General features: G+C 73.1%; 30 protein-coding genes and 1 tRNA gene. 12 read left to right on the top strand and 19 right to left on the bottom strand.

The window, feature by feature from the left end; all coding sequences use genetic code 11:
- Positions 1-13 precede the first annotated feature (13 nt).
- Positions 14-874, bottom strand: coding sequence for a universal stress protein (locus tag IEY82_RS10650; protein ID WP_189123862.1), 861 nt, complete (start codon positions 872-874; stop codon positions 14-16).
- 126 nt (positions 875-1000) lie between these two features.
- Here IEY82_RS10650 and IEY82_RS10645 point away from each other — a divergent pair, with 126 nt between their 5' ends.
- Positions 1001-1291 (top strand): hypothetical protein, encoded by a 291-nt coding sequence (locus tag IEY82_RS10645; protein WP_189123861.1) that lies wholly within the window; start codon positions 1001-1003, stop codon positions 1289-1291.
- Positions 1292-1347: 56 nt separating this feature from the next.
- Here IEY82_RS10645 and IEY82_RS10640 read toward each other — a convergent pair whose 3' ends face one another.
- Both IEY82_RS10640 and IEY82_RS10635 read right to left on the bottom strand, forming a co-directional pair.
- Positions 1348-3630 (bottom strand): heavy metal translocating P-type ATPase, encoded by a 2283-nt coding sequence (locus IEY82_RS10640; protein ID WP_225262596.1) that lies wholly within the window; start codon positions 3628-3630, stop codon positions 1348-1350.
- Positions 3631-3753: 123 nt separating this feature from the next.
- Entirely contained in the window at positions 3754-4605 is an 852-nt protein-coding gene (locus tag IEY82_RS10635; protein ID WP_189123860.1) for a universal stress protein, read from the bottom strand.
- A 183-nt stretch (positions 4606-4788) separates the two neighbouring features.
- Here IEY82_RS10635 and IEY82_RS10630 point away from each other — a divergent pair, with 183 nt between their 5' ends.
- Positions 4789-5448: an SRPBCC family protein gene (locus IEY82_RS10630; protein WP_189123859.1), complete on the top strand. Its 660-nt coding sequence runs from the start codon at positions 4789-4791 to the stop codon at positions 5446-5448.
- Here IEY82_RS10630 and IEY82_RS10625 read toward each other — a convergent pair.
- Positions 5429-6217 carry an adenylate kinase family protein gene (locus IEY82_RS10625; RefSeq protein WP_189123858.1) on the bottom strand — a complete coding sequence of 263 codons (789 nt, stop codon included), beginning with the start codon at positions 6215-6217 and terminating at the stop codon, positions 5429-5431. The genes IEY82_RS10630 and IEY82_RS10625 overlap by 20 nt on opposite strands.
- A 259-nt stretch (positions 6218-6476) precedes the next feature.
- Here IEY82_RS10625 and IEY82_RS10620 point away from each other — a divergent pair, with 259 nt between their 5' ends.
- Complete coding sequence (locus tag IEY82_RS10620; protein ID WP_189123857.1) at positions 6477-7184, top strand: hypothetical protein; 708 nt, start codon at positions 6477-6479, stop codon at positions 7182-7184.
- Between the two features lie 140 nt (positions 7185-7324).
- Complete coding sequence (locus tag IEY82_RS10615; protein WP_225262594.1) at positions 7325-7495, top strand: hypothetical protein; 171 nt, start codon at positions 7325-7327, stop codon at positions 7493-7495.
- Between the two features lie 124 nt (positions 7496-7619).
- Here IEY82_RS10615 and IEY82_RS10610 read toward each other — a convergent pair whose 3' ends face one another.
- From IEY82_RS10610 to IEY82_RS10600, 3 genes are read right to left on the bottom strand one after another with little or no spacing between them, the layout of a single operon-like run.
- Positions 7620-8633: an NAD(P)/FAD-dependent oxidoreductase gene (locus IEY82_RS10610; protein WP_189123856.1), complete on the bottom strand. Its 1014-nt coding sequence runs from the start codon at positions 8631-8633 to the stop codon at positions 7620-7622.
- Positions 8630-9154 (bottom strand): isoprenylcysteine carboxyl methyltransferase family protein, encoded by a 525-nt coding sequence (locus tag IEY82_RS10605; protein ID WP_189123855.1) that lies wholly within the window; start codon positions 9152-9154, stop codon positions 8630-8632. Before IEY82_RS10605 ends, IEY82_RS10610 begins: the two co-directional genes overlap by 4 nt.
- Before the next feature lie 5 nt (positions 9155-9159).
- The gene (locus tag IEY82_RS10600; RefSeq protein WP_189123854.1) at positions 9160-10233 is read right to left on the bottom strand and encodes a type III polyketide synthase; all 1074 of its coding nucleotides are present in this window, start codon (positions 10231-10233) and stop codon (positions 9160-9162) included.
- Positions 10234-10350: 117 nt separating this feature from the next.
- On the opposite strand from IEY82_RS10600, the gene IEY82_RS10595 reads away from it, so the two are divergent.
- The gene (locus tag IEY82_RS10595) at positions 10351-11199 is read left to right on the top strand and encodes a UbiA family prenyltransferase (RefSeq protein ID WP_225262592.1); all 849 of its coding nucleotides are present in this window, start codon (positions 10351-10353) and stop codon (positions 11197-11199) included.
- 63 nt (positions 11200-11262) lie between these two features.
- On the opposite strand, the gene IEY82_RS10590 is transcribed toward IEY82_RS10595, so the two are convergent.
- Complete coding sequence (locus IEY82_RS10590) at positions 11263-12405, bottom strand: NAD(P)/FAD-dependent oxidoreductase (protein WP_225262590.1); 1143 nt, start codon at positions 12403-12405, stop codon at positions 11263-11265.
- A 371-nt stretch (positions 12406-12776) separates the two neighbouring features.
- On the opposite strand from IEY82_RS10590, the gene IEY82_RS10585 reads away from it, so the two are divergent.
- The 6 genes from IEY82_RS10585 (at position 12777) to rraA (ending at position 18254) form a co-directional block, all read left to right on the top strand.
- Positions 12777-13916, top strand: coding sequence for a glycosyltransferase (locus tag IEY82_RS10585; protein ID WP_189123852.1), 1140 nt, complete (start codon positions 12777-12779; stop codon positions 13914-13916).
- Entirely contained in the window at positions 13913-14917 is a 1005-nt protein-coding gene (locus IEY82_RS10580; protein ID WP_189123851.1) for a glycosyltransferase, read from the top strand. The genes IEY82_RS10585 and IEY82_RS10580 overlap by 4 nt, the downstream gene beginning before the upstream one ends.
- A complete protein-coding gene (locus IEY82_RS10575; RefSeq protein WP_225262587.1) occupies positions 14905-16386 on the top strand; it encodes a glycoside hydrolase family 130 protein in 1482 nt (493 codons plus the stop codon). Before IEY82_RS10580 ends, IEY82_RS10575 begins: the two co-directional genes overlap by 13 nt.
- 220 nt (positions 16387-16606) lie before the next feature.
- The gene (locus tag IEY82_RS10570; RefSeq protein ID WP_189123850.1) at positions 16607-17146 is read left to right on the top strand and encodes a DUF5994 family protein; all 540 of its coding nucleotides are present in this window, start codon (positions 16607-16609) and stop codon (positions 17144-17146) included.
- A gap of 168 nt (positions 17147-17314) precedes the next feature.
- The gene (locus IEY82_RS10565) at positions 17315-17638 is read left to right on the top strand and encodes an STAS domain-containing protein (protein ID WP_189123849.1); all 324 of its coding nucleotides are present in this window, start codon (positions 17315-17317) and stop codon (positions 17636-17638) included.
- Positions 17639-17783: 145 nt separating this feature from the next.
- On the top strand, positions 17784-18254 hold the full coding sequence (rraA, locus tag IEY82_RS10560; protein ID WP_189123848.1) for a ribonuclease E activity regulator RraA: 471 nt from the start codon (positions 17784-17786) through the stop codon (positions 18252-18254).
- A 39-nt stretch (positions 18255-18293) separates the two neighbouring features.
- Here rraA and IEY82_RS10555 read toward each other — a convergent pair whose 3' ends face one another.
- The 9 genes from IEY82_RS10555 to IEY82_RS10515 all read right to left on the bottom strand — a co-directional run bounded on the left by IEY82_RS10555 (position 18294) and on the right by IEY82_RS10515 (position 22373).
- The gene (locus tag IEY82_RS10555; RefSeq protein ID WP_189123847.1) at positions 18294-18764 is read right to left on the bottom strand and encodes a VOC family protein; all 471 of its coding nucleotides are present in this window, start codon (positions 18762-18764) and stop codon (positions 18294-18296) included.
- Positions 18765-18878: 114 nt separating this feature from the next.
- A tRNA-Sec gene (locus IEY82_RS10550) sits at positions 18879-18972 on the bottom strand.
- Positions 18973-19060: 88 nt separating this feature from the next.
- Entirely contained in the window at positions 19061-19393 is a 333-nt protein-coding gene (locus IEY82_RS10545; RefSeq protein ID WP_189123846.1) for a hypothetical protein, read from the bottom strand.
- Complete coding sequence (locus IEY82_RS10540) at positions 19390-19917, bottom strand: hypothetical protein (RefSeq protein WP_189123845.1); 528 nt, start codon at positions 19915-19917, stop codon at positions 19390-19392. Before IEY82_RS10540 ends, IEY82_RS10545 begins: the two co-directional genes overlap by 4 nt.
- Positions 19917-20432 carry a DUF5666 domain-containing protein gene (locus IEY82_RS10535; RefSeq protein WP_189123844.1) on the bottom strand — a complete coding sequence of 172 codons (516 nt, stop codon included), beginning with the start codon at positions 20430-20432 and terminating at the stop codon, positions 19917-19919. The genes IEY82_RS10540 and IEY82_RS10535 overlap by 1 nt, the downstream gene beginning before the upstream one ends.
- A gap of 76 nt (positions 20433-20508) precedes the next feature.
- Positions 20509-21051, bottom strand: coding sequence for a hypothetical protein (locus IEY82_RS10530; RefSeq protein ID WP_189123843.1), 543 nt, complete (start codon positions 21049-21051; stop codon positions 20509-20511).
- A gap of 18 nt (positions 21052-21069) precedes the next feature.
- On the bottom strand, positions 21070-21228 hold the full coding sequence (locus tag IEY82_RS10525) for a hypothetical protein (protein ID WP_189123842.1): 159 nt from the start codon (positions 21226-21228) through the stop codon (positions 21070-21072).
- A gap of 94 nt (positions 21229-21322) precedes the next feature.
- On the bottom strand, positions 21323-21847 hold the full coding sequence (locus tag IEY82_RS10520) for a hypothetical protein (protein ID WP_189123841.1): 525 nt from the start codon (positions 21845-21847) through the stop codon (positions 21323-21325).
- Positions 21848-21851: 4 nt separating this feature from the next.
- The gene (locus tag IEY82_RS10515; RefSeq protein ID WP_189123840.1) at positions 21852-22373 is read right to left on the bottom strand and encodes a MauE/DoxX family redox-associated membrane protein; all 522 of its coding nucleotides are present in this window, start codon (positions 22371-22373) and stop codon (positions 21852-21854) included.
- 164 nt (positions 22374-22537) lie between these two features.
- Here IEY82_RS10515 and IEY82_RS10510 point away from each other — a divergent pair, with 164 nt between their 5' ends.
- The gene (locus IEY82_RS10510) at positions 22538-22945 is read left to right on the top strand and encodes a hypothetical protein (RefSeq protein ID WP_189123839.1); all 408 of its coding nucleotides are present in this window, start codon (positions 22538-22540) and stop codon (positions 22943-22945) included.
- A 42-nt stretch (positions 22946-22987) separates the two neighbouring features.
- Here IEY82_RS10510 and IEY82_RS10505 read toward each other — a convergent pair whose 3' ends face one another.
- Both IEY82_RS10505 and IEY82_RS10500 read right to left on the bottom strand, forming a co-directional pair.
- On the bottom strand, positions 22988-23671 hold the full coding sequence (locus IEY82_RS10505) for an enoyl-CoA hydratase-related protein (RefSeq protein WP_189123838.1): 684 nt from the start codon (positions 23669-23671) through the stop codon (positions 22988-22990).
- Positions 23671-24813 carry an acyl-CoA dehydrogenase family protein gene (locus IEY82_RS10500; RefSeq protein WP_225262582.1) on the bottom strand — a complete coding sequence of 381 codons (1143 nt, stop codon included), beginning with the start codon at positions 24811-24813 and terminating at the stop codon, positions 23671-23673. The genes IEY82_RS10505 and IEY82_RS10500 overlap by 1 nt, the downstream gene beginning before the upstream one ends.
- Positions 24814-24913: the final 100 nt, after the last annotated feature.

Raw genomic sequence — 24913 nt, 5'->3', positions numbered from 1 at the left:
CCGTTCCCTGTGCCTATTCCTCGCGGAGCCGGCCCTCGTGCGCCTGCACGCGGGGCCGTACGACGGCCACCGGGCAGTGCACGTGGTGCAGGACACCGTGGCTGACCGAGCCGAGCACCGCCGAGGCGAAGCCGCCCCGCCCGCGCGTGCCGACCACCACCAGGTCGGCGGACTCCGCGGCCTTCGTCAGGGCGGCCACCGGGTGCTCGCCCACCTCCTCGTCGAGGATCCGGACGTCGGGGTTCCGCTCCCGCCAGGGCACCACCCGCTCGCGGGCGGCTTGTACCTCCTCCTGGTACGCCTCCTCCAGGAGGCTGCCGTAGGCGGCGGCGTACGGCGAGAACAGCGGCAGCCGCCAGCCGTAGACGACCAGGAGCTCGGCGTGGCGGGCGCGAGCCTGCTCGACGGCGTAGGCCATGGCGGCGCGGGAGGGCTCCGACCCGTCGTAGCCCACGACGATCCGGCCGTGCCGGCCGCCCGTGGCCGAACGCACCACCACGACGGGCCCTTCGCCGTGCGCGGCGACGCCCATGCCGACCGACCCGAGCACCAGCCCGGCGAACCCGCCGAGGCCCCGGCTGCCGAGCACCACCGAATCGGCCGCCACCGATTCGCCGATCAGCGCGTCGACCGGGTTCCCGGTCAGGATCTCGGTGCTCAGCTCGACGTCCGGGGCCACCTCGCGCGCCCGGTCCTGGGCGCCCTCCAGCATCCCAGCGCAGTACTGGGTGCCGCCCAGGCCGCGCGCCCACTTCTCGCAGACGTGCACGAGCCGCAGGGCCTTGCCACGCCGCCGGGCGTCGCCGGCCGCCCATTCCACCGCCGCTGCCGCCGACGCGGACCCGTCCACGCCGACCACGATCCGTCCAGTCATGACAACCTCCTCACCTTGAGCCTTGCCAGGTGAACGACCCGGCACGCGGGGACGAAGTCACCGATTCGCGGGCCATTGGTCCTCAACCGCCCCCGTTCCAGGTGTGGGAATGGCAGGATCAGCCGGATGAGCCACTTCACAGGCGCCCAGCCCGCGCTCCGGCGCACCCCGCTCAGCGCGGAGGAGAAGAATCGGGGCGAGGCCAACTTCGCCCCCCTGGTCGCCCAACAGCTCCTCGACAACGGACGCTTCAGGGTGAGTGCCGACACGCCGGAGCTGGTGGAGCTGTTCCAGAGGGTCGCCCGCAGGGTGAGTGACGCGCTCGGACGGTCCGTGGTCAGCTACACCAACGGCAGATACATGGTGATCACCTTCGGGGAACAGGAGGCCGCCCGGCCTCTCCCGTCACAGCCGTAGGTCTGCGTCCCGACAGGGTGCCGCGGCCGGAGAGCGCATCCCGTGGGCGCTCGTCGCTAGGCCGGCTCGCCGCCGGTGAGCGAGAAGTAGGCCTCCTCCTCCTGCGCGAAGTGCAGGGTCAGCACCGCGTGCAGCCCGTACAGGCAGGCGCGCAGGTCGTCGAGCTGCTCCGGGATCGGCCCGTGGTCGTGGGCGAGACGCAGGTGGGCGCCCAGCCGGTTGGTCAGCCGGATGATCTCCGCGTGGGCCCTGCTCATGGTGACCGTCGCCTCCGGGTCTCCGAGCAGCCTGCTCAGCGCCGGATACAGGCGGGTGTCCTCCTCCTGCTCGTGCGGGAGGACCTCCTCGGTGAGCAGCCGGTAGGCGCGCTGGAGCAGGGCCAGGGAGTCCGGGTCCGGCCGGTCGAGCGCGTCGGCGGTCTCGCGCAGCAGGTCGAGCACGGGCCGCAGGCCGGCGTGTTCCTGGTCGAAGCGCTGCAGCAGCTCGCCGGTGGCCTCGTCCACCCGCAACCGCGTGCCCTGCACGGGACGCAGGGCGCGCAGCGCGTTGACGATGACCGCGACGTCGATGCCCTCCTGCAGGAAGGCGCCCGCGACCGGCGGCAGCCAGCCGAGGGCGGCCACGACCATGGCGACGAGCGACATGCCGATGCCCACGCCCGCGCTCTGCACGGCGATGCGGCGGGTGCGGCGGGCCACGTCCATCGCGTCGGCCAGCCGGTCGAGCCGGTCGGCGGTCAGCACCACGTCGGCCGCCTGCGCCGACGCCGCCGACCCTCGGGCTCCCATGGCCACGCCGACCTGGGCGGCGGCCAGCGCGGGGGCGTCGTTGATCCCGTCGCCCACCATCACGGTCACCGCCCGCTCGGCCTCCTCGCGTACCCCCACCACCTTCTCGGCGGGGCTGCGCTCGGCCAGCACGCGATCGATGCCGAGGATCCCCGCGACGCTCTCGGCGACCTCCGCGCGATCCCCCGTGAGCATGACCACGCGCTCGATGCCGGCCGTCCGCAGCCTGCGCAGCGTCCGGGCCGCGTCGGCGCGCACCGCGTCACGCAGCAGGATCACCCCGGCGACGTCGTCGTCGACGCACACCCAGACGGTCATCGCGCTGTCCAGGGCCGCCCTGGCCCGCGCGGCGGCCATCCAGGGCGTGGAGAGGCCGGGCGGAGCCTTGCCGACGCTCACCTTGCGCCCGTCGACCACCCCGGTCGTGCCGACCCCGGCCCGCTCGCGCACCTCCCTGGCCGCGGGCAGCTCGACACCGCGCCGGCGGGCCGCGCGCACGATGGCCGCCGCCAGCACGTGTGACGACATCTGGTCGACCGCCGCCGCCAGCCCCAGCACGTCCGCCGACGTGTACTCCCCGGCGGCCACCGCGTCGACCACCTCGGGCCGTCCCTCGGTCAGGGTGCCCGTCTTGTCCAGTACGAGGGTGCGGGCCCGGCCGAGGGTCTCCAGCGCCGCTCCGCCCTTGACCACGACGCCGTGACGGGCCGTTCGTGACATTCCGGAGGCGATCGCGGCGGGCGCGGCCAGCAGCAGCGGGCAGGGCGTGGCCACCACCAGCACGGCCACCGCCCGCACCGGCTCACCCGACAGCGCCCAGGCCAGGCCGGCGATCAGCAGCGTGGCCGGCAGGAACCAGGCGGCGAACCGGTCGGCCAGCCGCACCACCGGCGCGGTGCCGGCCTCGGTCTCGCGAGCCAGCCTGACCACTCCCGTGTAGGTGCTCTCCTCGACCGTGCCGGTCGCCCGCAGGTCGAACGCGTGGCCGGCGTTGACGACGCCGCTGCGCACGCTCTGCCCCTCGCCGTACTCCACCGGGAGCGACTCGCCTGTCAGCGCCGACTCGTCCAGGACCGCCGTGGCCCGTTCGACCACGCCGTCCACCGGCACCAGCTCGCCCGGCGGCACCAGCAGCAGGTCGCCGCGGCGTACCTCTCCCACGGGCACCACGTGCGGGCCGCCGTCCCCGTAGCGGTGCGCCGAGCGGGGCGCGCGCTCGTACAGCGCGGTGAGGTCGCGACCGGCCCGCCGCATCGCGTAGTCCTCCAGCGCGCGGCCGGTCGCCAGCATCACCGCGATCACCGCGCCGGCCGCGTACTGCTGTACGGCCAGCGTCCCGACCAGTGCCAGCACCGCGATCGCGTCCACGCCGAGCTGTCTCGCGCGGAGCGCGGAGATCACCCACCACGCGGCGGGCGGCACCGCCACGACGGTGCCCGCCATCCAGCAGGCGTCCCCGGCCTCCGGGTGGCCGGCCAGGTGCAGCACGGCTCCGGCCACCAGAGCCGCGATGGTCCCTCCGAGAAAGGCCGTCAGCCAGAAGTGCTTCACTCTCTCCCCCTGCCCCTCAGTCCGGAAGACACCCAAGGTCTCTGATGCCCGTGACCAGGGACGATCGCCATCCCCGCCGGTATCGGCCGTCCACGGGTCGCGGCCGGGCCGCCGCTTCGGCCGTCAGGTGCGGTGGACGACGGCGACCGGGCACGGCGCGTGCTGGATCATGGCCTGGCTGATCGAGCCGAGCAGCAGGCCGCGCACCCCGCCTACCCCGCGCGACCCGGCGAGCCCACGCGGCCCGACCACGAGCAGGCTCGCCTTCTCCGCCGCCGCCGTCAGCGCCTCGCGGGCGGGCTCGTTGACCAGCTCGACCTCGGCCTCCAGGCCGGGATGGTCGCGCTTCAGCAGCACCAGCTCGTCCCTTGCCCGGTCGTCGGCACGGGCTAGCTGATCCTCCTGGCCGGCCTCCTCGCCACGGTCACGGCGGGCGACGACCACCCGCAGCCCCACCTCCCGCAGATGCGCCTGGTGCGCGGCGAACCGCAGGGCGCCCATCGCCGCCGGTGACCCGTCGAAGCCCACGACCACGTCGAGGGCCGGATCCACCTGGCCGCGCACGACGATCACGGGGCAGGCCACGCGGGTGGCGACCTGGGTGCTGACCGATCCCGCCAGCAGGCCGGCCAAGCCGCGGTAGCCACGGCTGCCGACCACGACCAGGTCGGCCGTACGGGACAGGTCGATCAGCAGGGCGGCCGCCGCACCGCGTTCGAGCACGGTGTTGACCGGCACCCCGGGGTGATGGCGCCGGGCCCAGGCGGCGGCCAGGTCGAGCAGGCGCGCGGCGGGGCGGCGGGCCAGTTCGAGCGGCACGACCTCGCCCGGCCACTCGTGGTAGGGCCACTCCCAGGCGTGGCACACGGTGAGGGGCAGTTTCCTGGCCTCGGCTTCGGCGGCGGCCCAGCGCAGGGCCCGCCTGCTCGACGGCGAGCGGTCGACCCCGATCACGACTCCCAGCTCTTCTCGCATGACGATCGCCTCCCTGCCCCTTACGATCAGGCGCCGCGAGGACGGCGGTCAGGGCCGTCCCTCCTCACCGGGAGGGACTTTCGTCCCGGCGCCGCGCGGGCGGACCGGAATAGGACCAAAGGCCGACGCGACCTGGACCTTCGGCACTGCCGTCCGCCCGCCCGCGGGTGATGACATAGGGGCATGGAGAGTCGTGACATACGCGGATGGCCACGAGTGGCGCTCGCCGGAGCGGCGTCGCTGGCCGCATACCTGCTGTTCGTCCGCCCGAGGTTGCTGCGCTGGGGAGCCACCCGCGACGAGGTCCGCCGGCCGTTCCCGGGAGACGCCATCGTGCCCCAGCCGCACATCCGGGCGACCCGCGCCATCACGATCGACGCGCCACCCGAGGCCGTCTGGCCGTGGCTGGCGCAGATGGGCGACTCTCCCCGGGCCGGTTGGTACGGCTACGACCTCGCCGACGACGGCGGCCCGAGCGCCGACCGGATCATCCCCGGGCTGCAGCGGCTCAAGGTGGGTGACCTGCTGCCGACCGGCAGCGGCACCGGCTACCTGGTCGAGCAGGTGGAGCCCGGCCGGGCGATCGTGCTGGCCGTCCACGCCTTCCACGTCACCGAGACGTGGGCGATCGTCCTGGCGGGCGAGGGCTCACGCACCCGGCTGCTGTTCCGGCACCGGGTGCTGTGCCGGCCGGGTGTGCTCGGGCTGGTCTATCTGCTGCTGTCGCACGCGGGCAACTTCCTCAACGTCCGGAAGCAGCTCACCACGATCAAGGCCCTGGCCGAGCGGACACCGTGGCCGCTCACACAGGGGAGCGAGCCCGTCAGTCTCCCGGCGCCCTGACCCCACCCGGCGTCCCGGAGCCGTCACGCGTCCCGGAGCCGGCCGGGGTGTCGGAGCCGTCGGGCGCCTTGGCACGCGATGGTGTCGCGGAGTCCGGCGGTGTCCGCGCCTCGTCCGGTGTGCCGGGGTCGTACGGGGGGAGGCCGAAGCGGGCGCGGATCATCCGCTGGATGGTGATCTTGTCCGCGCGGGCGTCGATCGTCATGACGTACTCCTTGCGGCGGAACAGCTCCACGACCGGGTCGATCTTGTCGTGGTATTCGCGCAACCGCCTGGTCAGCGCCTCGGGAGTGTCGTCGGCGCGGGTGACGAGCTCGCCGCCGCAGACGTCACAGACGCCCTCGGTCTCGGGACGGTCCGCGATCAGGTTGTAGTCCATGCCGCAGCGCGAGCACAGCCGCCGGGCGAGGACCCTGCGCCGTACCTCCTCGTCGGGCAGTTCGAGGTAGATCACGCCGTCGATGTCGTAGCTCTCCAGGAAGAACTCCGCCTGGCCCCGGCTGCGCGGGAAGCCGTCGATGACGAACCCGTAGTTCCAGTCGTGCTGCTGCAGCCGGTCCCGGACGACCTTCTCGACCAGGTCGTCTCCCACGAGCTCGCCGGCGGCCACGAGGCGGCGGACCTGCGCGCCGAGCTTGGTGTGGTGCTTCACGTGCCAGCGGAAGATGTCGCCGACGCTGATGTGCACGAGGTCGAGATCGCCGGCGAGCAGCGTGCTCTGCGTGCCCTTGCCGCTCCCCTGCACGCCCATGATCACATATTTCCGCATGTTCCACCCTCCACTGATCTCATCACCCTCCCACGTACCTTGCCGTGCTTCAGGAACGCAGGCCGCTCGCGTAACGCCAACCAACGCGTGTCCCGGCGCGTCCATCTGTGGTCACCCTTTCCAAGGAGCCGCCATGTCGCTCGGCCACGGTCCTCCCTCAGGCGGCGGGCATCCTCCCCTGGGCCCTCCCCCACCCGGCCACGGCCATCCACAGCCGCCCGGAGGCCGGCGCACCGGAGTGAAGGTCGCGATCGGCATCGTGAGCGCGCTCCTCTTCCTGACGGTCGTCGCCGCGATCACCCGCGGGAGCGACGGCGGCCCGGCCGCGCGCGACACGCTTCCACTTGTTTCGCAGCCGGGACACGGCCCGGTCCAGTCAGCCACCAGGACGCCCACGCGCGCTCCGGCGGCGGAGCGGATCTCGCCGCCCCCGGAGGCGGACATGCGCACCTACAGCGGCGCCGGCGACGACCTCGTCCTGCTCCAGACCACCGAGGTCATGTTCCTCGCCTCGCTCACCCACCGGGGCACGTCCACCTTCATCGTGCGCCCCCTCGTCCGGAACGGCCCCGAGCAGCCGCCGATCGTGCACGCCGTCGGCGGCTACCAGGGCACGGTCCTCGTGAACGGGCACGACGGGAAGGTGCTGCACGGCTTCGCGATCAAGGCCGACGGCGCCTGGACGCTCGCCCTCAAGCCGGTCACGCTGGCCCGCGCGTGGACGGGCGGCCCGGTGTCCGGCCGGGGCGACGAGGTGCTGACGCTGTCGCCCGCGAGCCCCGGACCCACCACGGTCAGGATCGAACACGCCGGCAGCGGCAACGTCACCGTCCACGCCTACGGGGACGGCTCACCCGGCATCCTGGTGCACGAGATCGGGACGTACCACGGCGAAGTGCCGCTGCCGGCCGGGACCTCTCTGGTAACGATCACAACCGACGGCACCTGGACCCTCACCAGGACGTGACCACCGCGAGGATCGCCGCCGTGCCGGTGACCGGGGGGCGGAGTTCGACTCACGGGTCCGAGGGGCGCATACTGATACCAGTGAAGCCCAGAAAAGCCGCGGCCCGGCGTCCTCTGCCCGGAAGTCCCTTCAACGTCCCTGTGGTCCCTCCGCCACCGGTCGAGCAGTTCGTGCTGCAGGACCGGGTCAGTCACGACAAGTACGGTCTCGGCCTGGTCATCGGGGTCGAGGAGGATGTCGCCGTGCTCGTCGACTTCGGCGCCGAGACACACCGCATCATCGCCCCCTACAACAAGCTGTTCAGGCTCTGAGACCTCGGGTTCCCCGTGGCCGGCGGCCACTGAGCGACGGCGCTCCCAGCCGTCCGCGGCCGTGCCCGGCCCGGCGGCCATCACCGCGTGCCCGGTCGACGGACACGCACGCCCGACAACTCCCTCAGGCGAGAGCGCGCACCACGGTCGTGAAGAGTCCCGGCAGGCGTTGCGCTGCGGGCACGACGAGGCGGGCCGTCGCCGGCCGGTGGGCGGCCCGCACCAGCGCGCCGGTGAGCACCCGGTGCGCCAGCGACAGCCGGCGCCAGGCCCCTTCGTAGTCCTGTGGCCGGTCCCGCTGGAGGCAGCCCACCAGGGCGCGGGCGCACTGCACCGCCAGTGAGATCCCCTCCCCGGTGAGCGCGTCGGTGTAGCCGGCGGCGTCGCCGACCAGCAGCACGCGCCCGGCGACCCGGGCCCGCACGCGCTGGCGCAGCGGCCCGGCGCCGCGCACGGCGGTCGCGGGCGCGCCGTCGAGGCGGGCGAGCAGGCTGGGGAAGCCGCCGAGGTGCTCCTGGTAGTCGCAGCGCCGCGCGCTGAGGATCGCCACGCCGACGAGCTCGTCGCCCACCGGCGTCACGTACGCCTCACCGCGGCCCGACCAGTGCACCTCGACGAAGTCGGTCCACGGCGCCAGCCGGTAGTGCCTGCGCAGGCCGTACCTGCGGGGGCCGCGATCGGGCAGGCCGAGACCCAGCGAACGGCGCAGCGGCGAGTGCAGGCCGTCGGCCGCGACGAGCCAGCGGGCCCGCAGCCCGGCGGCCTCCACCCAGCCGCCGCCCTGGTGGGCTGCGGCGATCCGGCCGGTGACGGTCTCGACGCCCAGCTCCGCCGCCCGCCGCGCCAGCGCCGCGTGCAGCGCGGTGCGCCGCACGCCCATGCCCGTCTCGTGACGGAAGGCGGCCCGCGCCTGGTGCCGGCCGTCGAGGTAGTGGATGCCGCGCAGGGGCACCCCTGGCGCCTGTACGCCCATCGCCACCAGGGCGGCCACCCCACCGGGCATCAGGCCCTCGCCACAGGCCTTGTCCACCGGCGCGGGGCGGGGCTCGACCACCACCGCCCGCATCCCGGCCAGCGCGGCGTGGATCGCGGTCGCCAGCCCGGCGGGTCCGCCCCCGGCGACGAGGACGTCGATCACGACCCGGCTCCCGCCGCGGCGAGGGCGGTGTTCTCGCACCTGACGCGGATGGTCAGCAGCACCGCGTTGAGCACGGTGAACACGACCGCGGTGACCCACGCGGTGTGCACCAGGGGCAGCGCGAACCCCTCCACGACCACCGCGACGTAGTTGGGATGGCGCAGCCAGCCGTGGCGGTAGGGGCCCCCGATCACCAGCGGCAGGCCCGGCACCACGATGACCTGGGTGTTCCAGCGGCGGCCGAGCGTGACGACGCACCACCAGCGCAGCGCCTGGGCCGCCACGACCAGGGCCAGCATCGGCCAGCCGAGCGCAGGCAGGAAGGGCCGGTCGGCCAGCGCGACCTCCAGCGGTGCACCGGCCAGCAGGCCGGTGTGCAACACCACCATCCACGGATAGTGGCCCTGACCGCTGACGACGCCGCCGCGTTCCAGGCTCCACCGGGCGTTGCGCCGGGCGATGACCAGTTCGGCGAGGCGTTCCAGCCCGATGAGCAGAATGAGGACCAGATACCAGGACATACCGGTCACCAGCGCAGCAGGACGAGTTCGGAGCAGAAGCCCGGGCCCATCGCGACCAGCAGGCCGTACGTCCCGGGCTCGGGTGGCCGGAGCGCGAGCGTGTCGCCCAGCACGTGGAGCACCGAGGCCGACGACAGGTTGCCGTTGGCGGCCAGCGAGCGCCAGGTCAGGTCGAGCGCCCCCGCCGGCAGCGCGAGCGTCTCGGCCACGGCCTCCAGGACCTTCGGTCCGCCCGGGTGGCACACCCAGGCGGTGATGTCCCGGGCCGTCAGGCCGTGGTCGGCGAGGAAGCCGTGCACGTCGTCGGCCAGGTGGCGCCGGACGACGTCGGGCACGCTCGCGTCGAGCAGCACGCCGAACCCGGTGTCGCGCACCTGCCATCCCATGACGTGCCCGGAGCCGGGATACAGGTGGCTGCGGGTGGCGAGCACGGTGCCGCCCGGCCCCGCCGCCGGCCCCGCCCCCGGCCGCCTGCCTTCGCCGCAGGCGACCACGGCGGCCGCTCCGTCGCCGAAGAGCGCGCTCGCCACCAGGTTGGCCGGTGAGACGTCGCCGCGCTGCACGGTGAGGGAGCACAGCTCGACCGACAGCAGCACGGCCACGTGGTCGGGCCAGCCGCGCAGGTAGTCGTAGAGCCGGGCGATGCCCGCGGCCCCCGCGACGCAGCCCAGCCCGAAGACGGGCACCCGTTTGACGTCGGGCCGCAGCCCCAGCCGCTCGACCAGCCGGGCGTCCACCGAGGGGGCGGCGATGCCGGTGACCGAGGTGAACATGATCATGTCCACGTCGGCCGGGGTCAGCCCGGCGGCCTCCACCGCGGCGGCCACGCACTCGGCGCCGAGGTCGACGGCGGTCGAGATGAAGGCGTCGTTGGCCGCGCCGAAACCGTCGAGCTTGTCGTACTGCTCGATCGGCAGCGCGAGGTTGCGGAACTCCACCCGGGCGCTCCGATGCAGCCGGTCGAGGAGGCGGCGGTCGGCGCCCTCAGGCAGGCACAGCCGCGCCGCCATGTCGGTGAGCTCGGCCTGAGGGTAACGGTTCGGGGGAAAAGTAGTGCGAACGGCTGTAATACGTGTCATCTAGCCTCTCCCCGGCACGTGGCGCCGAACGGTTCCGACCTCCGGGACGCTTCCCGCCCCAGCACTGGCTAAGCCACCTGCGGGTGGGAATGGCCGCCGGGATCTACGATCGTCGCTGTGGCGGACAGGGCGTGGAGCCTCCTTCAGACGGTCGGCGGGCTCGCGCGCGCCTGCCATCCCGGCCCCACCTTCGCGGTCACCGCCCTGGTCACGGCGCTGGCGGTGGCCGTCGGGCGTGACGCGGGCGGGGTCGCGCTGGTCGCCGCGGCCGTCCTCACCGGTCAGCTGTCGGTCGGCTGGTGCAACGACGCGGTCGACGCCGGGCTCGACACGACGGCCGCGCGGACCGGCAAACCGGTCGTGGCCGGCGCGGTGAGCGCGCGGACCGTGTGGATCGCCGCCGTCGCCGCCCTGATCGCCTGCGTGCCGCTCTCCCTGGCGTCCGGGCCGGCCGCGGGGCTCGTCCACCTCGCCGGTGTGGGCGCCGCCTGGGCCTACGACCTCGGGCTCAAGGCCACCGTCCTGTCGTGGGTCCCGTACGCGGTGGGGTTCGGGTCGCTGCCGGCCTTCGTGACGCTCGGCCTGCCGGAGCGGCCGTGGCCGGCGTGGTGGTCGGTCCTGGCCGCGGCCCTGCTCGGGTGCGGCGCCCACCTGGCCAACACGCTCCCGGACATCCCCTCCGACCTGGCCGCCGGGGTGCGCGGCTGGCCGCAGCGGCTCGGCCCGGTACGGGCCCGGCTGCTGGCCCCGCTCCCGCTGCTGGCCGCGTCGTTCCTGCTCGTCCTCGCCCCGCCCGGTGGTCCCGGCACGGCGGGGTGGCTCGCCCTGGCCGCCGCCGCGGCCCTGTCCGGCGCCGGGCTGCTGCTGCACGGGCGCTTCCCCCGAGCCCCCTTCGCCGCGGCCATCGCCGTGGCCGCGGTGGACGTCGCCCTCCTGCTGGGCAACGGCGCCGCCCTCACCACCTGACGGACACCGGACGGACACCGGACGCCCACCTGACGGACACCCGGACCGCCCGCCGGCGGACGGTCAGGTGAACGCGTCGCGGAGCCAGCGGCGGCCTACGGCCAGGGCGATCGGAAGGGGCACGAGGCCCGCGCCGAGGCCCACGTCGACGAGCACGTCGAACATCTCCTCGCGGCGCGCGGCCGTGCCGATGGCGGCGTCGATGAAACCGGGCGACTGGGCGAGCCGGGCGAGCACGTCGGTGGTGCGCAGATGGCTCCCGAGGGCCGCCCGCAGCTTGCGCAGGTAGGCGGGCAACGGGTCGTCGGCCGCCTGGACGGCCGCCTCGCCTGCGAGCCGGCCCGACAGCAGGGCGTAGTAGATGCCTTCGCCGGTGAGCGGGTTGATGAGGCTCGCGGCGTCACCGGCCAGCATCACCCGCCCGGCCCCGGCCTTCGGCCGGCCGGACGACAGCGGCAGGTGGTGGGCGCGCAGGTCGCGGGCCGGCTGGTCGGGCAGCAGGCGGGCGAGCCGCCCGTGCAGCACCTCCCGGCCCGGCAGCCCCGTGGCGCGCAGCCGGGGAAGGAGCATCCCGAAGCCGACGTTGGCGGTGCCGTCGCCGATGGGGAACGACCAGGCGTAGGCCGGCCAGCCCTCCTTCTGCATGGCGATGAGCTGTACGTCGTCGGAGGCGGCCACGTCGGAGTAGCCGCGTACCGCGATGGCGGTGTGCCGGTCGGCAGAGGCCGGCAGCCCGATGAGGCGGCGCACGGCCGAGTTGGCCCCGTCGGCGGCGACCACGGCGCGGGCCGTCAGGCAGCCGTCGATCACGACATGCGGGCCGGTCGCCGCGAGCGCGCGGACGCGGTGACGGCGCACCTCGACGCCCCGGGCCCGGGCGGCCTCGACGAGGCGGGCGTCGAACACCGTCCTCGGGACCACGTGGTTGGGCCGCGCCGCCGTGGCCGACACGCGCGTGCCGCCGGGGGCGACGACCGTGAGGCGGGAGGTGGGCCGGTAGTCGTCGAGCAGACCGGGCAGGCCGAGCAGGGCCAGCTCGTCACGGCCGTGGGCCGCGATGCCGTCGCCGCAGGCCTTGTCCCGGGGGAAGTCGGCCTTGTCGAGCAGCAGGATCCGCCCGTCCGGCCGGAGTTGCGCCGCCCGCAGGGCCGCCGCCGCCCCGGCCGGCCCGCCGCCCACCACCACCAGGTCCCAGACGTCGTTCACATCCGGACTCTGCCCGGCAGGCGCCCCCGGAACCGTGGCCGCCCGGCCCGTGTGGTGTCCGAACATGGCCGGTCTGCGGGATCGTCCAGGATGAGCGCTACTTCGATGAGCAGGTCGCGCCGCACGTCGACGGCGGGCGATGGTGACCGACTATGTCCGGATCTACCACGCCATAGTGGCGAGACAGGAGCCTGATACCGTTCAGGTGATATAGGCCCTGCCGTCGGCAACGGGTCGCTACGCCGGGCCCGCACGAGGGCGGCCCCGGTGCCAGGCTCAGGTCCATCCGCGCACACGCTGCCTGATGGACGTCTTCATCGCGTGAGGCCGCACCGCATTTCGGGGCGGCCGAATACCGGAAGGCATGACTGTTGGCCTGCACATACGGCTTTCTCAGCACCCATCCGCCGACACAGTGCGGACTCGCGACCTTCAACTCCGCCCTGGCCGCCCATCTCACCAGGGGAGGCACGTCCGGCGGCATCGTCCGTGTCGCCGCGGAAGGCGATGACATACGACTTCTTCCCGAGGTCGTGCACACGTGGGCTCCCGGCGGGCCCGGCGGCTGGCAGGCCGCCGCCTCCGCCCTCTGCGACTTCGACGTGGCCATCGTCCAGCACGAATACGGCATCTACCCCGGCGCGAACGGCCGTGACGTCCTGCCGCTGATCCGCAGCCTGACCGTGCCCGTCATCGTGGTCCTGCACACCGTCCTGACCGGGCCCACCGTGGCGCAGAGAGCGCTGCTCGAACAGATCGTGGCGGCCGCCGACGCGATCGTGACCATGACCGGAACCGCCCGCGACCGGCTGCTGGCCGGCTATCGCGTCGACGCCGGCAAGGTGTCCGTCATCCCGCACGGCGCGCCCGACCACACGCGAGTCCGGGCGCGGCGGCGCCTCCGGCCGCACCTGCTCACCTGGGGACTGCTCGGCCCCGGCAAGGGCATCGAGTGGGCGTTGCGGGCGCTCGCCCTTCTGACGGACCTGACACCGCCTCCTGCCTACACCGTTGCCGGGAAGACCCACCCCAAGGTGCTGGAATTCCAGGGGGAGGCCTACCGCGACAGCCTGTTCGAGATCAGCGAACGACTCGGCATCTCCGGCGCCGTACGGTTCGACCCCCTCTACCGGGACGAGGCCTCACTGCGGCGGCTGGTCCGCTCGGCCGACATCGTCGTACTCCCCTACGACTCACCTGAGCAGGTCACCTCCGGCGTGCTGATCGAGGCCGTGGCCGCCGGCGTGCCGGTCGTCGCCACCTCCTTCCCGCACGCCGTGGAGCTGCTCTCCGGCGGGCCGGGGCTGCTCGTCCCGCATGGCGATCCCGTCGCGCTGGCCGCCGCCATCCGCCGCGTCATCACCGAGCCCGGCCTGGCCGGGGAACTCGCCGCCCGGACCCAGGCGCTGGTCCCGGCGCTGTTGTGGCCGGCGGTCGCGGCCCGTTATCACGTCCTGGCCCGGTCCCTCCTCGCCGAACGCCCCGTCGCCGTGGCGGCGGCGCTGCCATGAACGGCGCTCTACCCGGCTTCGGGCACCTGATCCGGCTGAGCGACGACACCGGCCTGTACGAACACGCCCGGCACGCCGTCGTACGCCGTGAGCACGGTTACTGCACCGACGACGTCGCGCGCGGGCTCGTCATCACCAGCCGGGAGCCGGCCCCGGCCCCCCGAGTGCGACGGCTGGCCGAGTGCTATCTGGCATTCCTCACCCACGCCCAGGACGCCTCCGGCGGGTTCCGCAACCGGCTCGGCTTCGATCGGCGCTGGAGTGACCGGCCCGGCGTCGGCGACTGGTGGGGACGAGCGCTGTGGGGGCTGGGCACCGCGGCGGCCCGCGGCTCCGCCCCCTGGATCCGGGCGGAGGCGCAGCTCGCCTTCGCCCTCGGCGCCGCGCAGCGGTCACCGCATCCGCGTTCCATGGCGTTCGCGGGGCTCGGCGCCGCCGAGGTCCTACGTGTCCATCCGGACGACAGCGTGGCCGCCGCCCTGCTGAAGGACGCCGCCCGGATGATCGGCACTCCAGCGGAGGACCCCGGCTGGCCGTGGCCGCAGCCGTACCTGACCTATGCCAACGCCGCCCTGGCCGAGGTGCTCATCGCCGCCGGGCACCTGGGCGGCGACCGGCAGTCGCTCACCGGCGGCCTGCGGATGCTCGACTGGCTGTGCGATGTCCAGACGAGGGACGGCCGACTGACGGTCGTCCCCGTCACCGGCTGGCGGCGGGGCGCGCCGCGCGAACGCTACGACCAGCAGCCGATCGAGGTCGCCGCGCTCGCCGACGCCTGCGCCACCGCGGCGGCCGTCACCGGCGACCCGCTCTGGCAGGAGCGTCTGCGGCGGCCGGTGGCCTGGTTCCAGGGCGCGAACGACGCCGGCGCGCCGATGTGGGATGCGGCGACCGGAGGCGGGTACGACGGGCTGACCGCGCACGGTCCCAACCTCAACCAGGGGGCGGAGTCGACCATCGCGCTGATCTCCACCATGCAGCACGCCTCGTGGCAGTCGTGACCGGCCGGGACCTGGCGACACGGCTCGGCCCGACACTCGCTCCCGACGCGCGAAGAGTGATCATCAAGCTGTTCGTGCCCGGCGAGGACGCCGCCCTGACCCGTACCCGGGCGGCCGCCCTGATCGACCGCATCGGCCTCCTCGGCCCTGACGAGACCACCGGCATGCTCCAGGACACGCTGCGGCGATTCGCCGGGCGGCACCACGATCTCGAAGCCACCTTCGCCCACCACTATGACCTGGTCCGGCACCGGGTCCGGCGCCACGTCGACCTCCCGCTCCCGGCTCGGCTGCTCGTCGGCGCCTACTTCAGTCACGAGTACGCCGTGGAGGGCGCCGCGCTGTGCAATCCCTCCATGGCGCCTCACCCCGATCAGTCCGGCCTGGACACCGGACAGCTCCGTGTGGTGGTCAGCCTCCGGCAGATCGGCGAGGGCCACCTGTCCTCCATCGGCTTCGCCACGGCACTGCTCGGGCCCGGCTCCGACCTCACCGTCGTCGACCGCTCGGGACCGTTGGCCGTCGGACGCCGGCTCGGCACCCACCACCGGCGCGACCTGTTCGCCGCCGGGCTCACCGACGAGGGCTGCGACAACGAGGTCTCCGCCACCGTGCTCGACTCCCTGCCCGAGCACTTCGACGACGACGACTTCGAACACGCGGTCGCCGGTCTTCCCACCGACCTGCTCACCCGCACCACCACGCACCGGACTCTGGAGGAGCTGCGCCGCGCGACGCGCTCCGCCTACGCCGTCACCTTCCCCGCCGACGTGCCCCTCCACCGGCGGGTGCTCTGGCCGGCCACGGCGGCCGAGAGCAACGGCATGGAGGACGCCCGGTTCGTATGGGCGCACAACGAAGACGGCCTGCCGTCGTACCGCGCCACCTACACCGCCTACGACGGGCGGCGCATCCGCTCACACCTGCTCGCCAGCGACGACCTCCGCCGGTTCGAGATCACACCGCTGCACGGTCCCGCCGCCGCCAACAAGGGCATGGCGCTGTTCCCGCGTCCTGTGGGCGGGCGAACCCTCGCGTTGTGCCGCTCCGACGGCGAGACCATCGGCCTGGCCGCCTTCGACCGGCACAGCAGGTGGCAACCGGTCGCGCCTCTCCACATCCCCCGCCGAAGCTGGGAACTCACGCAGACCGGCAACTGCGGGTCCCCGATCGAGACCCGGTTCGGCTGGCTCGTGCTGACCCATGGGGTGGGTCCCATGCGCGCGTACGCCATCGGAGCGCTGCTTCTCGACCTGCACCAGCCGCACCGCGTCATCGCCGAACTCCCCCGCCCGCTTCTCACCTTCGACGACACCGAACGCGAAGGTTACGTGCCCAACGTCGTCTACTCCTGCGGGGGCCTGTCGCACGCCGGCGCTCTGTGGCTGCCGTACGGGGCGAGCGACACCCGCGTCGGGTTCGCCCGCGTGGCACTCGGCACCCTCATCAAGGCGATGGAACGTCCGTGAAGGTGGATGACCTCGCCTTCGAAAGCCCTGACGGTCCAGCCTGGCGCTCCAGCCAACGGCGGTCGGCCGCTCCGCGGGGTATACTCAAGGGACCGAGGACATTCCGTACGTTGGCATTCAGGTTGGCGTCGCCCGCGGCGATACACCGCTTTGGACCCTTTCGAGGGTCTGGACAGGCCAGGCGATCATGACGCCAACCATCCTTTCGCATCTCAAGCCGATGAGCGCCGTCGCCACCGCGATTCCCACGACCGACTCCCTGGTCCGCGTCAGCCTCGATCCCGGCCTCGGACGGAGGACCATGGTGGACGGGGCCTGGTGGCCCTACTCTCGTGACGCCGCCGCCCAACTTCCCGGCCTGATCTCCGCCGTCGACCAGCGACTCGGCCGCACCACGCTGCGCGTCGGCCTGCACCTCGACTCGTGGGACCACATCCCTCGCCGCGTCCCGGCACGAGGCCGCCAGGTAAGGGTCGGCTGGTTCCGCGTCGGCGACCCCCGCGTGATCACGCTGATCCTCGCGGGCACCGAGTACATCACGCTGCTGGTCATCCCACCGGACGCGCCGAACGGTTCGGCCGCGCTCGAACTCGCGGCCGGCGGCACGCCCGGCCTCCATCCGGCCGACATCCTCGACACCGCCCACCGCCCGGTGATGACGGGCGCCGGCACGCCGGACGAGAACGATCCGTCCGGCTGGGAGAACGAGGGCGGGCACCTCGCGGGCCGTACGGCCCTTCTTCGGACCCCGACCACCTGACCACCCGCCGCCCGGCAGGGGGCCCATCCGCCACCGACCCCCGGCGACCGGGCCGCATGGCCGGCTCCGGGCACCTGGCCACCTCTCTTCTTCTCTCACGCCGCTCGGCGGCGGATTCGCCTTCCTCTCCAGGGCTGAAGCCCGGAGGTCTCCAGCAAAGGAAAACCGATGGCCATGCTCGAAACCGTACCCGCCGGCAGAGCCGGCCCCTCGGCCCCGACCATCGTCCACCTGTCCGGCGAGATCGACATCCTCACCAGCAAGGCGCTTCGCATCCAGTTGCTGGACGCGCTCCGCTCCTGTACGAACACGCTGATCATCGACCTGTCCCAGGTGTCCTTCTGTGACGCCTCCGGCCTGACCATCCTGATCGGCATCCAGAACCGCGCCAGAGCCATGGGCATCGTCCTCGCCCTGACCGAGCCCCGCCCGTACATGTCCAGGCTGCTGCACATCACCGGCCTGAACCGCAGCTTCGCGATGGCGACCTGACCCGAAGGCGACCTGACCCGATGGCGACCTGACCCGAAGGCGACCTGACCCGAAGGCGACCTGACGTGGTCGTCGCCCCGGGTCACCCTCACCTGCACCGGCCCCTAAGGTGGAGATCTCCCGCTCCGCCCAGGGAAGGCGCACCATGCACATCGTCACGGCCGACCTGTACGACGAGCGCGGCGACGAGCTCGGCTCCTGCGAGCTGCAACTACGCCAGTACGGCGGGCGGCGCGCCTTCCACGGCACGATCACGACCGTGCGCTGCCACGAGGACAACGCCCTGCTCAAGGCCGTGCTGTCCGAGCCCGGCCGGGGCCGGGTGCTGGTCGTGGACGGCGGCGGCTCCCTGCGCCGCGCGCTGGTCGGCGACGTCATCGCGGGCCTCGCCGTGACCGGCGGCTGGGCCGGGGTGGTCGTCAACGGCGCGGTCCGCGACGTCGCCGCCCTGCGGGAGCTGGACCTCGGTCTCAAGGCCCTCGGCTCCAACCCCCGCAAGGGCGGCAAGGAGGGCACCGGGGAGCGCGACGTCCCGGTGACCTTCGGCGGCGTCACCTTCGCGCCCGGCGCCGAGCTCTACAGCGACGACGACGGCATCCTCGTGACCCGCGAATGACCCGTGCTCAGGCCCTGGTCAGGCCCTGGTCAGGCCCGGCTATCCGGCGGCGTCGACGAGACCCTGGATGTCGATCTTCCGCATGCCGAGCATGGCGTGCACGGCACGCTGCGCCTTGGCCGGATCGGGGTCGCTCAGCGCCTCCTGGAGCCGGCGCGGGATGATCTGCCAGGACAGCCCGAACTTGTCCTTCAGCCAGCCGCACTGCCCCTCCTCGCCGCCGCCCTCGGTCAGCCTGTCCCACAGCTCGTCGACCTCCTCCTGCGAGGCGCAGTCGACGAGGAGCGAGACGGCCTCGGTGAAGGTGTACTGCGGGCCGCCGTTGAGCGCGATGAACCGCTGCCCCTCCAGCTCGAACGTGACGATCATGGCCGAGCCCTCGGGGCCGGGACCGCCCTGGCCGTAGCGCTGGACCTGGACGATCCGTGAGTTCTTGAAGACCGAGGTGTAGAGCTCGGCGGCCTCCTCGGCCTGGTCGTCGAACCAGAGGTATGTGGTGATCTTCTGCATGTCGATCCTCCGTGTTGGTGAAACAGGGGGCGTGCGCCCCGTCCTTCATCAACGCGTCGAACACCCGCCGGCCGGATCGACACCGTGTGCGGGATTTCTCTGGTGGATTGCGAAGCGGAGGCGGACGGGAATCGAACCCGCCGCGCCGAGCTGCTCGGCGCCACCGGTTTTGAAGACCGGGGGGGCCACCAGGCACCCGGACGCCTCCGCCGCCCAGACTAGCGATCAAGCCTCCACCACGGCGAATCCGCCATCTCCCAGGCGCGGCGGCCGTTCCCGCCGCGCCTGCCGGTCCGTCAGGTGCAGGGCCGCAGATTGACGCGGCAGATGCACAACGATCCGCTGTTCCAGTAGTCGCAGCAGTCGAAGCGGTACAGCGTGCTGCCGATGTAGGCGCAGCTCGTCCAGCACTGTTTGCCACCGCAGGTGGTGGCATTGCTGCAGCCGCTGCTGCAGCACTTCGTGGAGCTGCAGCAGCCGCAGGTCGGCGCGCCGGAGCAGCCGTTCGGAGCCGCCTCCGCCCGGCCCGGGAACCACGCCTTGGTGGCCACACCCACCAGGGTCGCCCCGGCGACGGCGAGGAACTTGCTCCTCGACAGCCGGGTCTTCCGTACGTGCTCGACGATCATGCTGACGTCTCCTTCGCTACGACCGGTCTCTGTTCCCACAACACCTCGAGGGCGGCGGCGCTGTTGGCGTCGCTGCCCTGGGCCACGGCCACCATGAATCCGTCGCGCTGCAGGATGGCGCTCGGCCAGATGGCCATGGGCAGTTCCTGGTCCACGGCCGCGGCCTCTTCTCCGCTGATGACCGTGATGTCCGGCGGAAGCAGGGCGACGAGCTCCGCGCCGGAGTCACCGACCACGCACGCCACCACCTCGCGGTCCGAGAGCTTGCCGAGCTCGGCGGCCAGGCCAAGGCAGGTTCCACAGGTGCTGGACATGAAGACGAGCAGGGTGTCCAGCCTCGGGTCGGGGATCAGCCCGACGAGCCGATCGGGCAGTTTCCTGCCGATGATCAGCTGGCTGGACGGATCGACCCCCCGCCCGGTGAGGCGCAGCCTGAGCTCCGCGATGCCCCGCAGGCAGGCCAGGAAGGCAACCGTGAGGACGACGCACGCCACCACCACGGCGACGGCGAGGACGCGATCCATCAAGCCCGCCCTGTGCGCCGCATGAAGTGGACGGTCAGGGTGCCGTCGACCCGGTTGTCGAAGCACTCCAGGGTGACCACGTCCCCGACCTTGAGGGGCTCGGCCAGCGGCTTGGCGGACGGTTCGCCCGCCATCCCCTCGTAGTGCACCGTTCGCGGGTCGAGCCGGCACGCCTGCCCCTCGACCGTGATCCGGTCGGCCGCGACGGCGGTGACGCGGCCGGTGACGTTGCGGTGCAGGGCCACCGCGACCTTCGTCCCGGGGCTGGTCTCGTCGAGCACGACGAGGTCACCGGGCCGGAGCGTCCAGCCGTACGGAAGCTCCTCGGCCTGGGCGGCGACGGGCTCCGCCGCCATGAGGCTCGCGGACCTCCCGTAGCCGCGGACGGTGACGTCCCGCCCGGAGCCGGTGACAAGGACGCCGAGCGGGGCGTCCGCCGGGGGCAGCGGCGAGTCGTCGGCCTTGTCGCGGAAGATCCCGCTGAACAGGGCGCGTCTGCTCGTTCCTTCCTCCATTACTGCTTCCTCTCTGTTGGTTGGGGGTGGCGGCACGACTTCGGTGGGTCACATTCGGCAGGTCACATTCGGTGGGTCAGAGCAGCGGGACGAGAGCGGTGAGGAGCGCGCCCAGGGCCAGGCCGGCGATCAGGTCGGCGACCACGCGGGCGCGGACGATTCCGCCGTCGATCCAGATGTCGGCCGCGGCGAGCAACGCCGAGCCGCCGACCCGGCTCACCGCGAAGGCGGCGTAACCGGCCGCCCCGAGAATTGGATCGGCCACGGCGAAGGCGGTCAGCGGGACGAGGTAGAACAGCCAGAACCCGATCCGGGTGGTGAACCCGAGCCCGAGCGCGAACCCGTTGAACGCCGCGGTACGCCAGTCCTCGTACGAGAGCCAGTCGGTGTCGGTCTCGCGGTCCAGTTGCCACGGCACCGGGCGGGTGACGGCGCCCGCGGCGACGGCCGACGCGGCGACCAGGGCAAGCAGCGCCCGCATGCCCGGCTCCAGGGCCGCGCCGAGGAGGCTGAGGAGGGCCCCGGTGAGCGCCGCCGCGCCGATCGCGCACAGCACGAGCACGGCGCCGGCCACCACCGGGGAACCGAAGCACCCGGACACGCGGGCGCGCGTGATCATGATGATCACGTTCGGGCCTCAAGGGAGGGTCTGCTGAGCGAGGCCCACGATCAGCGCGGCCGTGACGAGCAGCGCCCACGGCCGCACTCCGGCCTGGTGCCCGGCGAGCACCCCGAGTCCCGCCAGCGGCATCGCCAGCGCCATCCTGAACAGCGGTTTGGAGGCCAGGCCGCCCATCTGCGTCTCCTCAAAAGGTGATCAGGGTGTCGTCAGGGGTCATGAGGGGGCATCAGGGAGTCGTCACGGGGGTGTCGGGGGGTGTCAGGGGGTGTCAGGGGGTCGTCGTGGAAGCCGCCGCGCCGTAACCGGCCCGCCGCAGCTGTTCCAGGTCCTCCGCGTAGCGCAGGACCCCTTTGCTCACCACCAGGCCGTCCGACACCGCGACGCCGAACGGTCCAGAGTGGACCTTGTACCGCTGCCGGACGGCGGCGGCCTCCTCCCCCACCAGCGCCCGCGCGTCGGCGGGTAGCAGGGCCCTGACGCCGGCCGCCGAGCCCGGCATGGCGCCGTCGCTGACCACGCACGCGTAACGGCCGGGGTCCGCCGAGCGCGCCACCTCGGTCGCCAGTTCGTGGCAGGGCGCGCAGTCACCGAAGAAGAACAGGACAACGTCATCGGCGCGCAGTCCGGGGAACCGGGGAGCGAGCGCGCCGATGGCGAGGCCGTCCGCGGGCGCGGCACCGCTCACGGCCACGCGATCCTGGAGGATCGACAGCTCACGCCGTACGACGAGAAGTCCGAAGGACAGGAGGAGTAACCAGACGAGCCCCGCGAGCGTCACCCCGGTGTATCCCATGGCGTCATCCCCGTCCGTCGAGGCGGGCGCTGAACGGCTTGACGACAGCCATCGCGGAAATCAGTAAATATCCGCACGTCAATAGCGTTCCGGCGAGAATTCCGGAAATACGCTGATCCAGCGTAGGAAGTCCGGGCGCGAACGCGACGTACGACGCGACACCCATCAGGACGAGGTTTCTGACCACGGTGGCCGGCGAGGTCCGCTCACCGATGCCGAAGCAGGCGCACTCCACGCTTCGCCCCGCGGCGAGCGACCGCAGGACCACGGCCGTGAACGCGACCAGCAGCAGAAGGGCCGCGACCGCCGCCGGGAGCAGCATGGGACTCACTGCGACGGCCACGCCCACCGCGACTTCGACGGCCCCGAGGAGCCGCCCCAGACCGGGGCGCACCCGACCGGCGACACCGAAGCGGACGAGCGCCAAAGCGAGATCGAAGGGGCGCCTGATCTTGGGAATGCCGCTGGCGATGAACAAGGCCGCGAGAAGTCCGCAGCCGAGACCGACTAAATCGGCGGGGTTCATGGACGTGATCGTAATTCGACGAGATACTTTGATCAATGCCTAGATCAAAGGTTATTCCGCTACTAGCGGCAATTACCCTGACATGCTGCCAATCAGCCTGTTCGGCGAGCCCGCCGCCCGCGAAACAGGCGGCCGGACCGCCGTCGGCCGAGCAGGCGCCGAGCGTGATCGGCTGGACGAGCCCCGTCTCCCCACCGGCCACCCCGGCAGACGGCGTGCCGTGCGTCGACGCGAGCCAGGCGGGTGAGAGGGGCGCCTCGGCTGGCGCTGTCCGCGCCGGCCCCTTCGGCGAGGCGCTGCGGCGGCAGCGCGGCGGGGTCGCCAAGTTCTGGGTCGCCCAGGCCCGCCACCGGGGGGCGGCGGACGCGCTGATCAAGGTCGATCACGTCGACTCGGGCACGGTCGCCTACTACGTCCGGGACGCCGCGGCCACCGCCACCACGCTCGGCGACGACGGCCGGCCCACCGAGGACAAGATCTACCCGGGCTCGGTCCTGCTCCCCGCCGACGGGCGGATCCGCATCACGATCACGATCGGCCCCGCCTCCGGCTGCTTCGCGCTCACTCTCTGAGAGCCCTCCCGAGGACCCGTCCGAGAGACCTCCCAAGGGCGCTCAGCGGGCCAGGAAGTCACGGACCTCCGCCTCGTACGCCCGAGCCGCGCGTTCGCGCTCGCCGCCGCCCCAGCTCCGGCGGGCCAGCGCGACCATCCCGGACGGCTTGCCGAGCAGCCCGGCGGCCAGACCGGCGGCGACCTCGGCGAGGTCGGCGGGCGGCACGACGACCGCCGCGCCGAGCCGGTCGAGCACCGGGGCCTCGACGCGCTCGGAGGTGAGCAGCGCCCGCCTGGCCATCGGGGGCGGCAGCAGGCGGCTCAGCACGGCGTAGCCGACCGTGACCCCGACGTCGAGCTCGGGCACCCGCAGCCAGGCGTCGTCGGCGAAGACCGCGAGGTCGGCCGCGGCGGCGAGCAGCGCCCCGGCTCCGATCGCGGGCCCCTGGACGGCCACGACGACGGGGGCCGGGCAGCGCAGGACGGCGGCCAGCGCTCCGGCCCCCTCGGTGAGGCTCTCACCGAGCCGGCCGGCGGCGGTGGCCCGCTCGTGTTCGCGGAGGTCCTGGCCGGCGCTGAAGGCGCGACCGGCCGCGTCGATCAGCAGGCACTCCTCCGGCCGCGTCTCGGCCGCGACCTCGGCCAGCCGCCGGTAGGTCGCGGAGTCGAGCGCGTTGACCGGCGGCCGGTCGAGGGTCGCCCTGACCAGGGCGCCCTCGCGCCGGACCCGCAACGGCTCGCCCATCAGTAGGACCGGGGCAGGGCCAGTCGCTTGTGCGCGATGTGGTTGAGCAACATCTCGGTGCTCACCGGCGCGATGCGGAACAACCGCACCAGGCCGGACAGGGTGGCCAGGCCGTACTCGCGGGACATGCCGTTGCCGCCGAGGGTCTGCATGGCGCTGTCGAGCGCCATGGAGGCCGCCTCGGACGCCGACAGCTTGGCCATGGCGGCCTGGATGCCACCGGGCTCGCCCCGGTCGAACGCCTGGGCGGCCGCCGCGGTCAGCAGCCGGGCGCCGGCCAGCGCGGTCTCGGCCTTGGCCAGCGGGTGGGAGATGGCCTGGTGGGCGCCGATCGGGACGTTCCAGACCGTGCGCTTGCGGGCGTAGTCGGCGGCGATGTCGATCGCGTACCTGGCGATGCCGTTCAGCAGGGCGGCGCTCACGATCCGCTCGGGGTTGAGCCCGGCGTACAGGACGGCCAGGCCGGCGTCGGGGCCGACCACCGCGTCGGCGGCCACCCGGACGTCGTCGAAGAAGACGGAGTACTGGCGTTCCGGGGAGACGATCTCGACCTCGATGGGGCTGGTCGCGATGCCCGGCGCGTCCGTGGGCACCAGGAAGGCCCTCAGCGCGTCGTCCTCGGCGCGCGCGACGACGAGGAGGGCGTCGGCGTTGTCGACGTGGGACACGTAGTACTTCTGGCCGGACAACACCCACTCGTCGCCCTCGCGGCGGGCCCGGGTCCGGATGTTGTGGGTGTTGGACCCGGCGTCGGGCTCGGTGATGGCGAAGCCGAGCACCTTGGAGCCGTCGGCCAGCCCCGGCAGCCACTCGGCCCGCTGCTCGTCGGAGCCGAACCTGCCGATGACGGTCGCGCACACGGCCGGGGAGAGGGCGAGCAGCATGATGGGCGAGCCGGCCTCGGCCACCGCCTCGGCCACGACGGCGAGCGCCTCGATGCCGGCTCCGCCTCCTCCGTGCTCCTCGGGGATGCCCACGCCGAGCGCGCCGATCCGGCCCAGGGCGTGCCAGAGCTCCCGGGCGTTGTCTCCCGCGTCGCTGGAGCGCACGTAGTAGTCGTGGCCGTAGTCGCGGCAGCTCCGCAGGACACTCTCCCGCAGGTCGGCGAGCACCTCGCCGTGGGCGTCGGGGGTGCGAAGCACGTTGGGTCCCTCCTGGTGGATGGTTGCGGCGAGGGAAGTCGTCTTCCTCGCGAGCGACGGCCTGTGATCGGGGTACGCGCGCACGGCGACTCACCCGTAA

The organism is Nonomuraea cavernae, from assembly GCF_014646355.1.
GTDB classification, from domain to species: Bacteria; Actinomycetota; Actinomycetes; order Streptosporangiales; family Streptosporangiaceae; genus Nonomuraea; species Nonomuraea cavernae.
Note: the sequence above shows the minus strand (reverse complement) of the source record. Positions and strands in the feature narration are given on the sequence as shown.

Coding starts and splice junctions, on each gene's coding strand:
- IEY82_RS10650 (WP_189123862.1), bottom strand. CDS start 874: ATGACTGGACGGATCGTGGTCGGCGTGGACGGGTCCGCGTCGGCGGCA.
- IEY82_RS10645 (WP_189123861.1), top strand. CDS start 1,001: ATGAGCCACTTCACAGGCGCCCAGCCCGCGCTCCGGCGCACCCCGCTC.
- IEY82_RS10635 (WP_189123860.1), bottom strand. CDS start 4,605: ATGCGAGAAGAGCTGGGAGTCGTGATCGGGGTCGACCGCTCGCCGTCG.
- IEY82_RS10630 (WP_189123859.1), top strand. CDS start 4,789: ATGGAGAGTCGTGACATACGCGGATGGCCACGAGTGGCGCTCGCCGGA.
- IEY82_RS10625 (WP_189123858.1), bottom strand. CDS start 6,217: ATGCGGAAATATGTGATCATGGGCGTGCAGGGGAGCGGCAAGGGCACG.
- IEY82_RS10605 (WP_189123855.1), bottom strand. CDS start 9,154: ATGTCCTGGTATCTGGTCCTCATTCTGCTCATCGGGCTGGAACGCCTC.
- IEY82_RS10600 (WP_189123854.1), bottom strand. CDS start 10,233: ATGACACGTATTACAGCCGTTCGCACTACTTTTCCCCCGAACCGTTAC.
- IEY82_RS10580 (WP_189123851.1), top strand. CDS start 13,913: ATGAACGGCGCTCTACCCGGCTTCGGGCACCTGATCCGGCTGAGCGAC.
- IEY82_RS10570 (WP_189123850.1), top strand. CDS start 16,607: ATGAGCGCCGTCGCCACCGCGATTCCCACGACCGACTCCCTGGTCCGC.
- IEY82_RS10565 (WP_189123849.1), top strand. CDS start 17,315: ATGGCCATGCTCGAAACCGTACCCGCCGGCAGAGCCGGCCCCTCGGCC.
- rraA (WP_189123848.1), top strand. CDS start 17,784: ATGCACATCGTCACGGCCGACCTGTACGACGAGCGCGGCGACGAGCTC.
- IEY82_RS10555 (WP_189123847.1), bottom strand. CDS start 18,764: ATGCAGAAGATCACCACATACCTCTGGTTCGACGACCAGGCCGAGGAG.
- IEY82_RS10545 (WP_189123846.1), bottom strand. CDS start 19,393: ATGATCGTCGAGCACGTACGGAAGACCCGGCTGTCGAGGAGCAAGTTC.
- IEY82_RS10540 (WP_189123845.1), bottom strand. CDS start 19,917: ATGGATCGCGTCCTCGCCGTCGCCGTGGTGGTGGCGTGCGTCGTCCTC.
- IEY82_RS10535 (WP_189123844.1), bottom strand. CDS start 20,432: ATGGAGGAAGGAACGAGCAGACGCGCCCTGTTCAGCGGGATCTTCCGC.
- IEY82_RS10530 (WP_189123843.1), bottom strand. CDS start 21,051: ATGATCACGCGCGCCCGCGTGTCCGGGTGCTTCGGTTCCCCGGTGGTG.
- IEY82_RS10525 (WP_189123842.1), bottom strand. CDS start 21,228: ATGGGCGGCCTGGCCTCCAAACCGCTGTTCAGGATGGCGCTGGCGATG.
- IEY82_RS10520 (WP_189123841.1), bottom strand. CDS start 21,847: ATGGGATACACCGGGGTGACGCTCGCGGGGCTCGTCTGGTTACTCCTC.
- IEY82_RS10515 (WP_189123840.1), bottom strand. CDS start 22,373: ATGAACCCCGCCGATTTAGTCGGTCTCGGCTGCGGACTTCTCGCGGCC.
- IEY82_RS10505 (WP_189123838.1), bottom strand. CDS start 23,671: ATGGGCGAGCCGTTGCGGGTCCGGCGCGAGGGCGCCCTGGTCAGGGCG.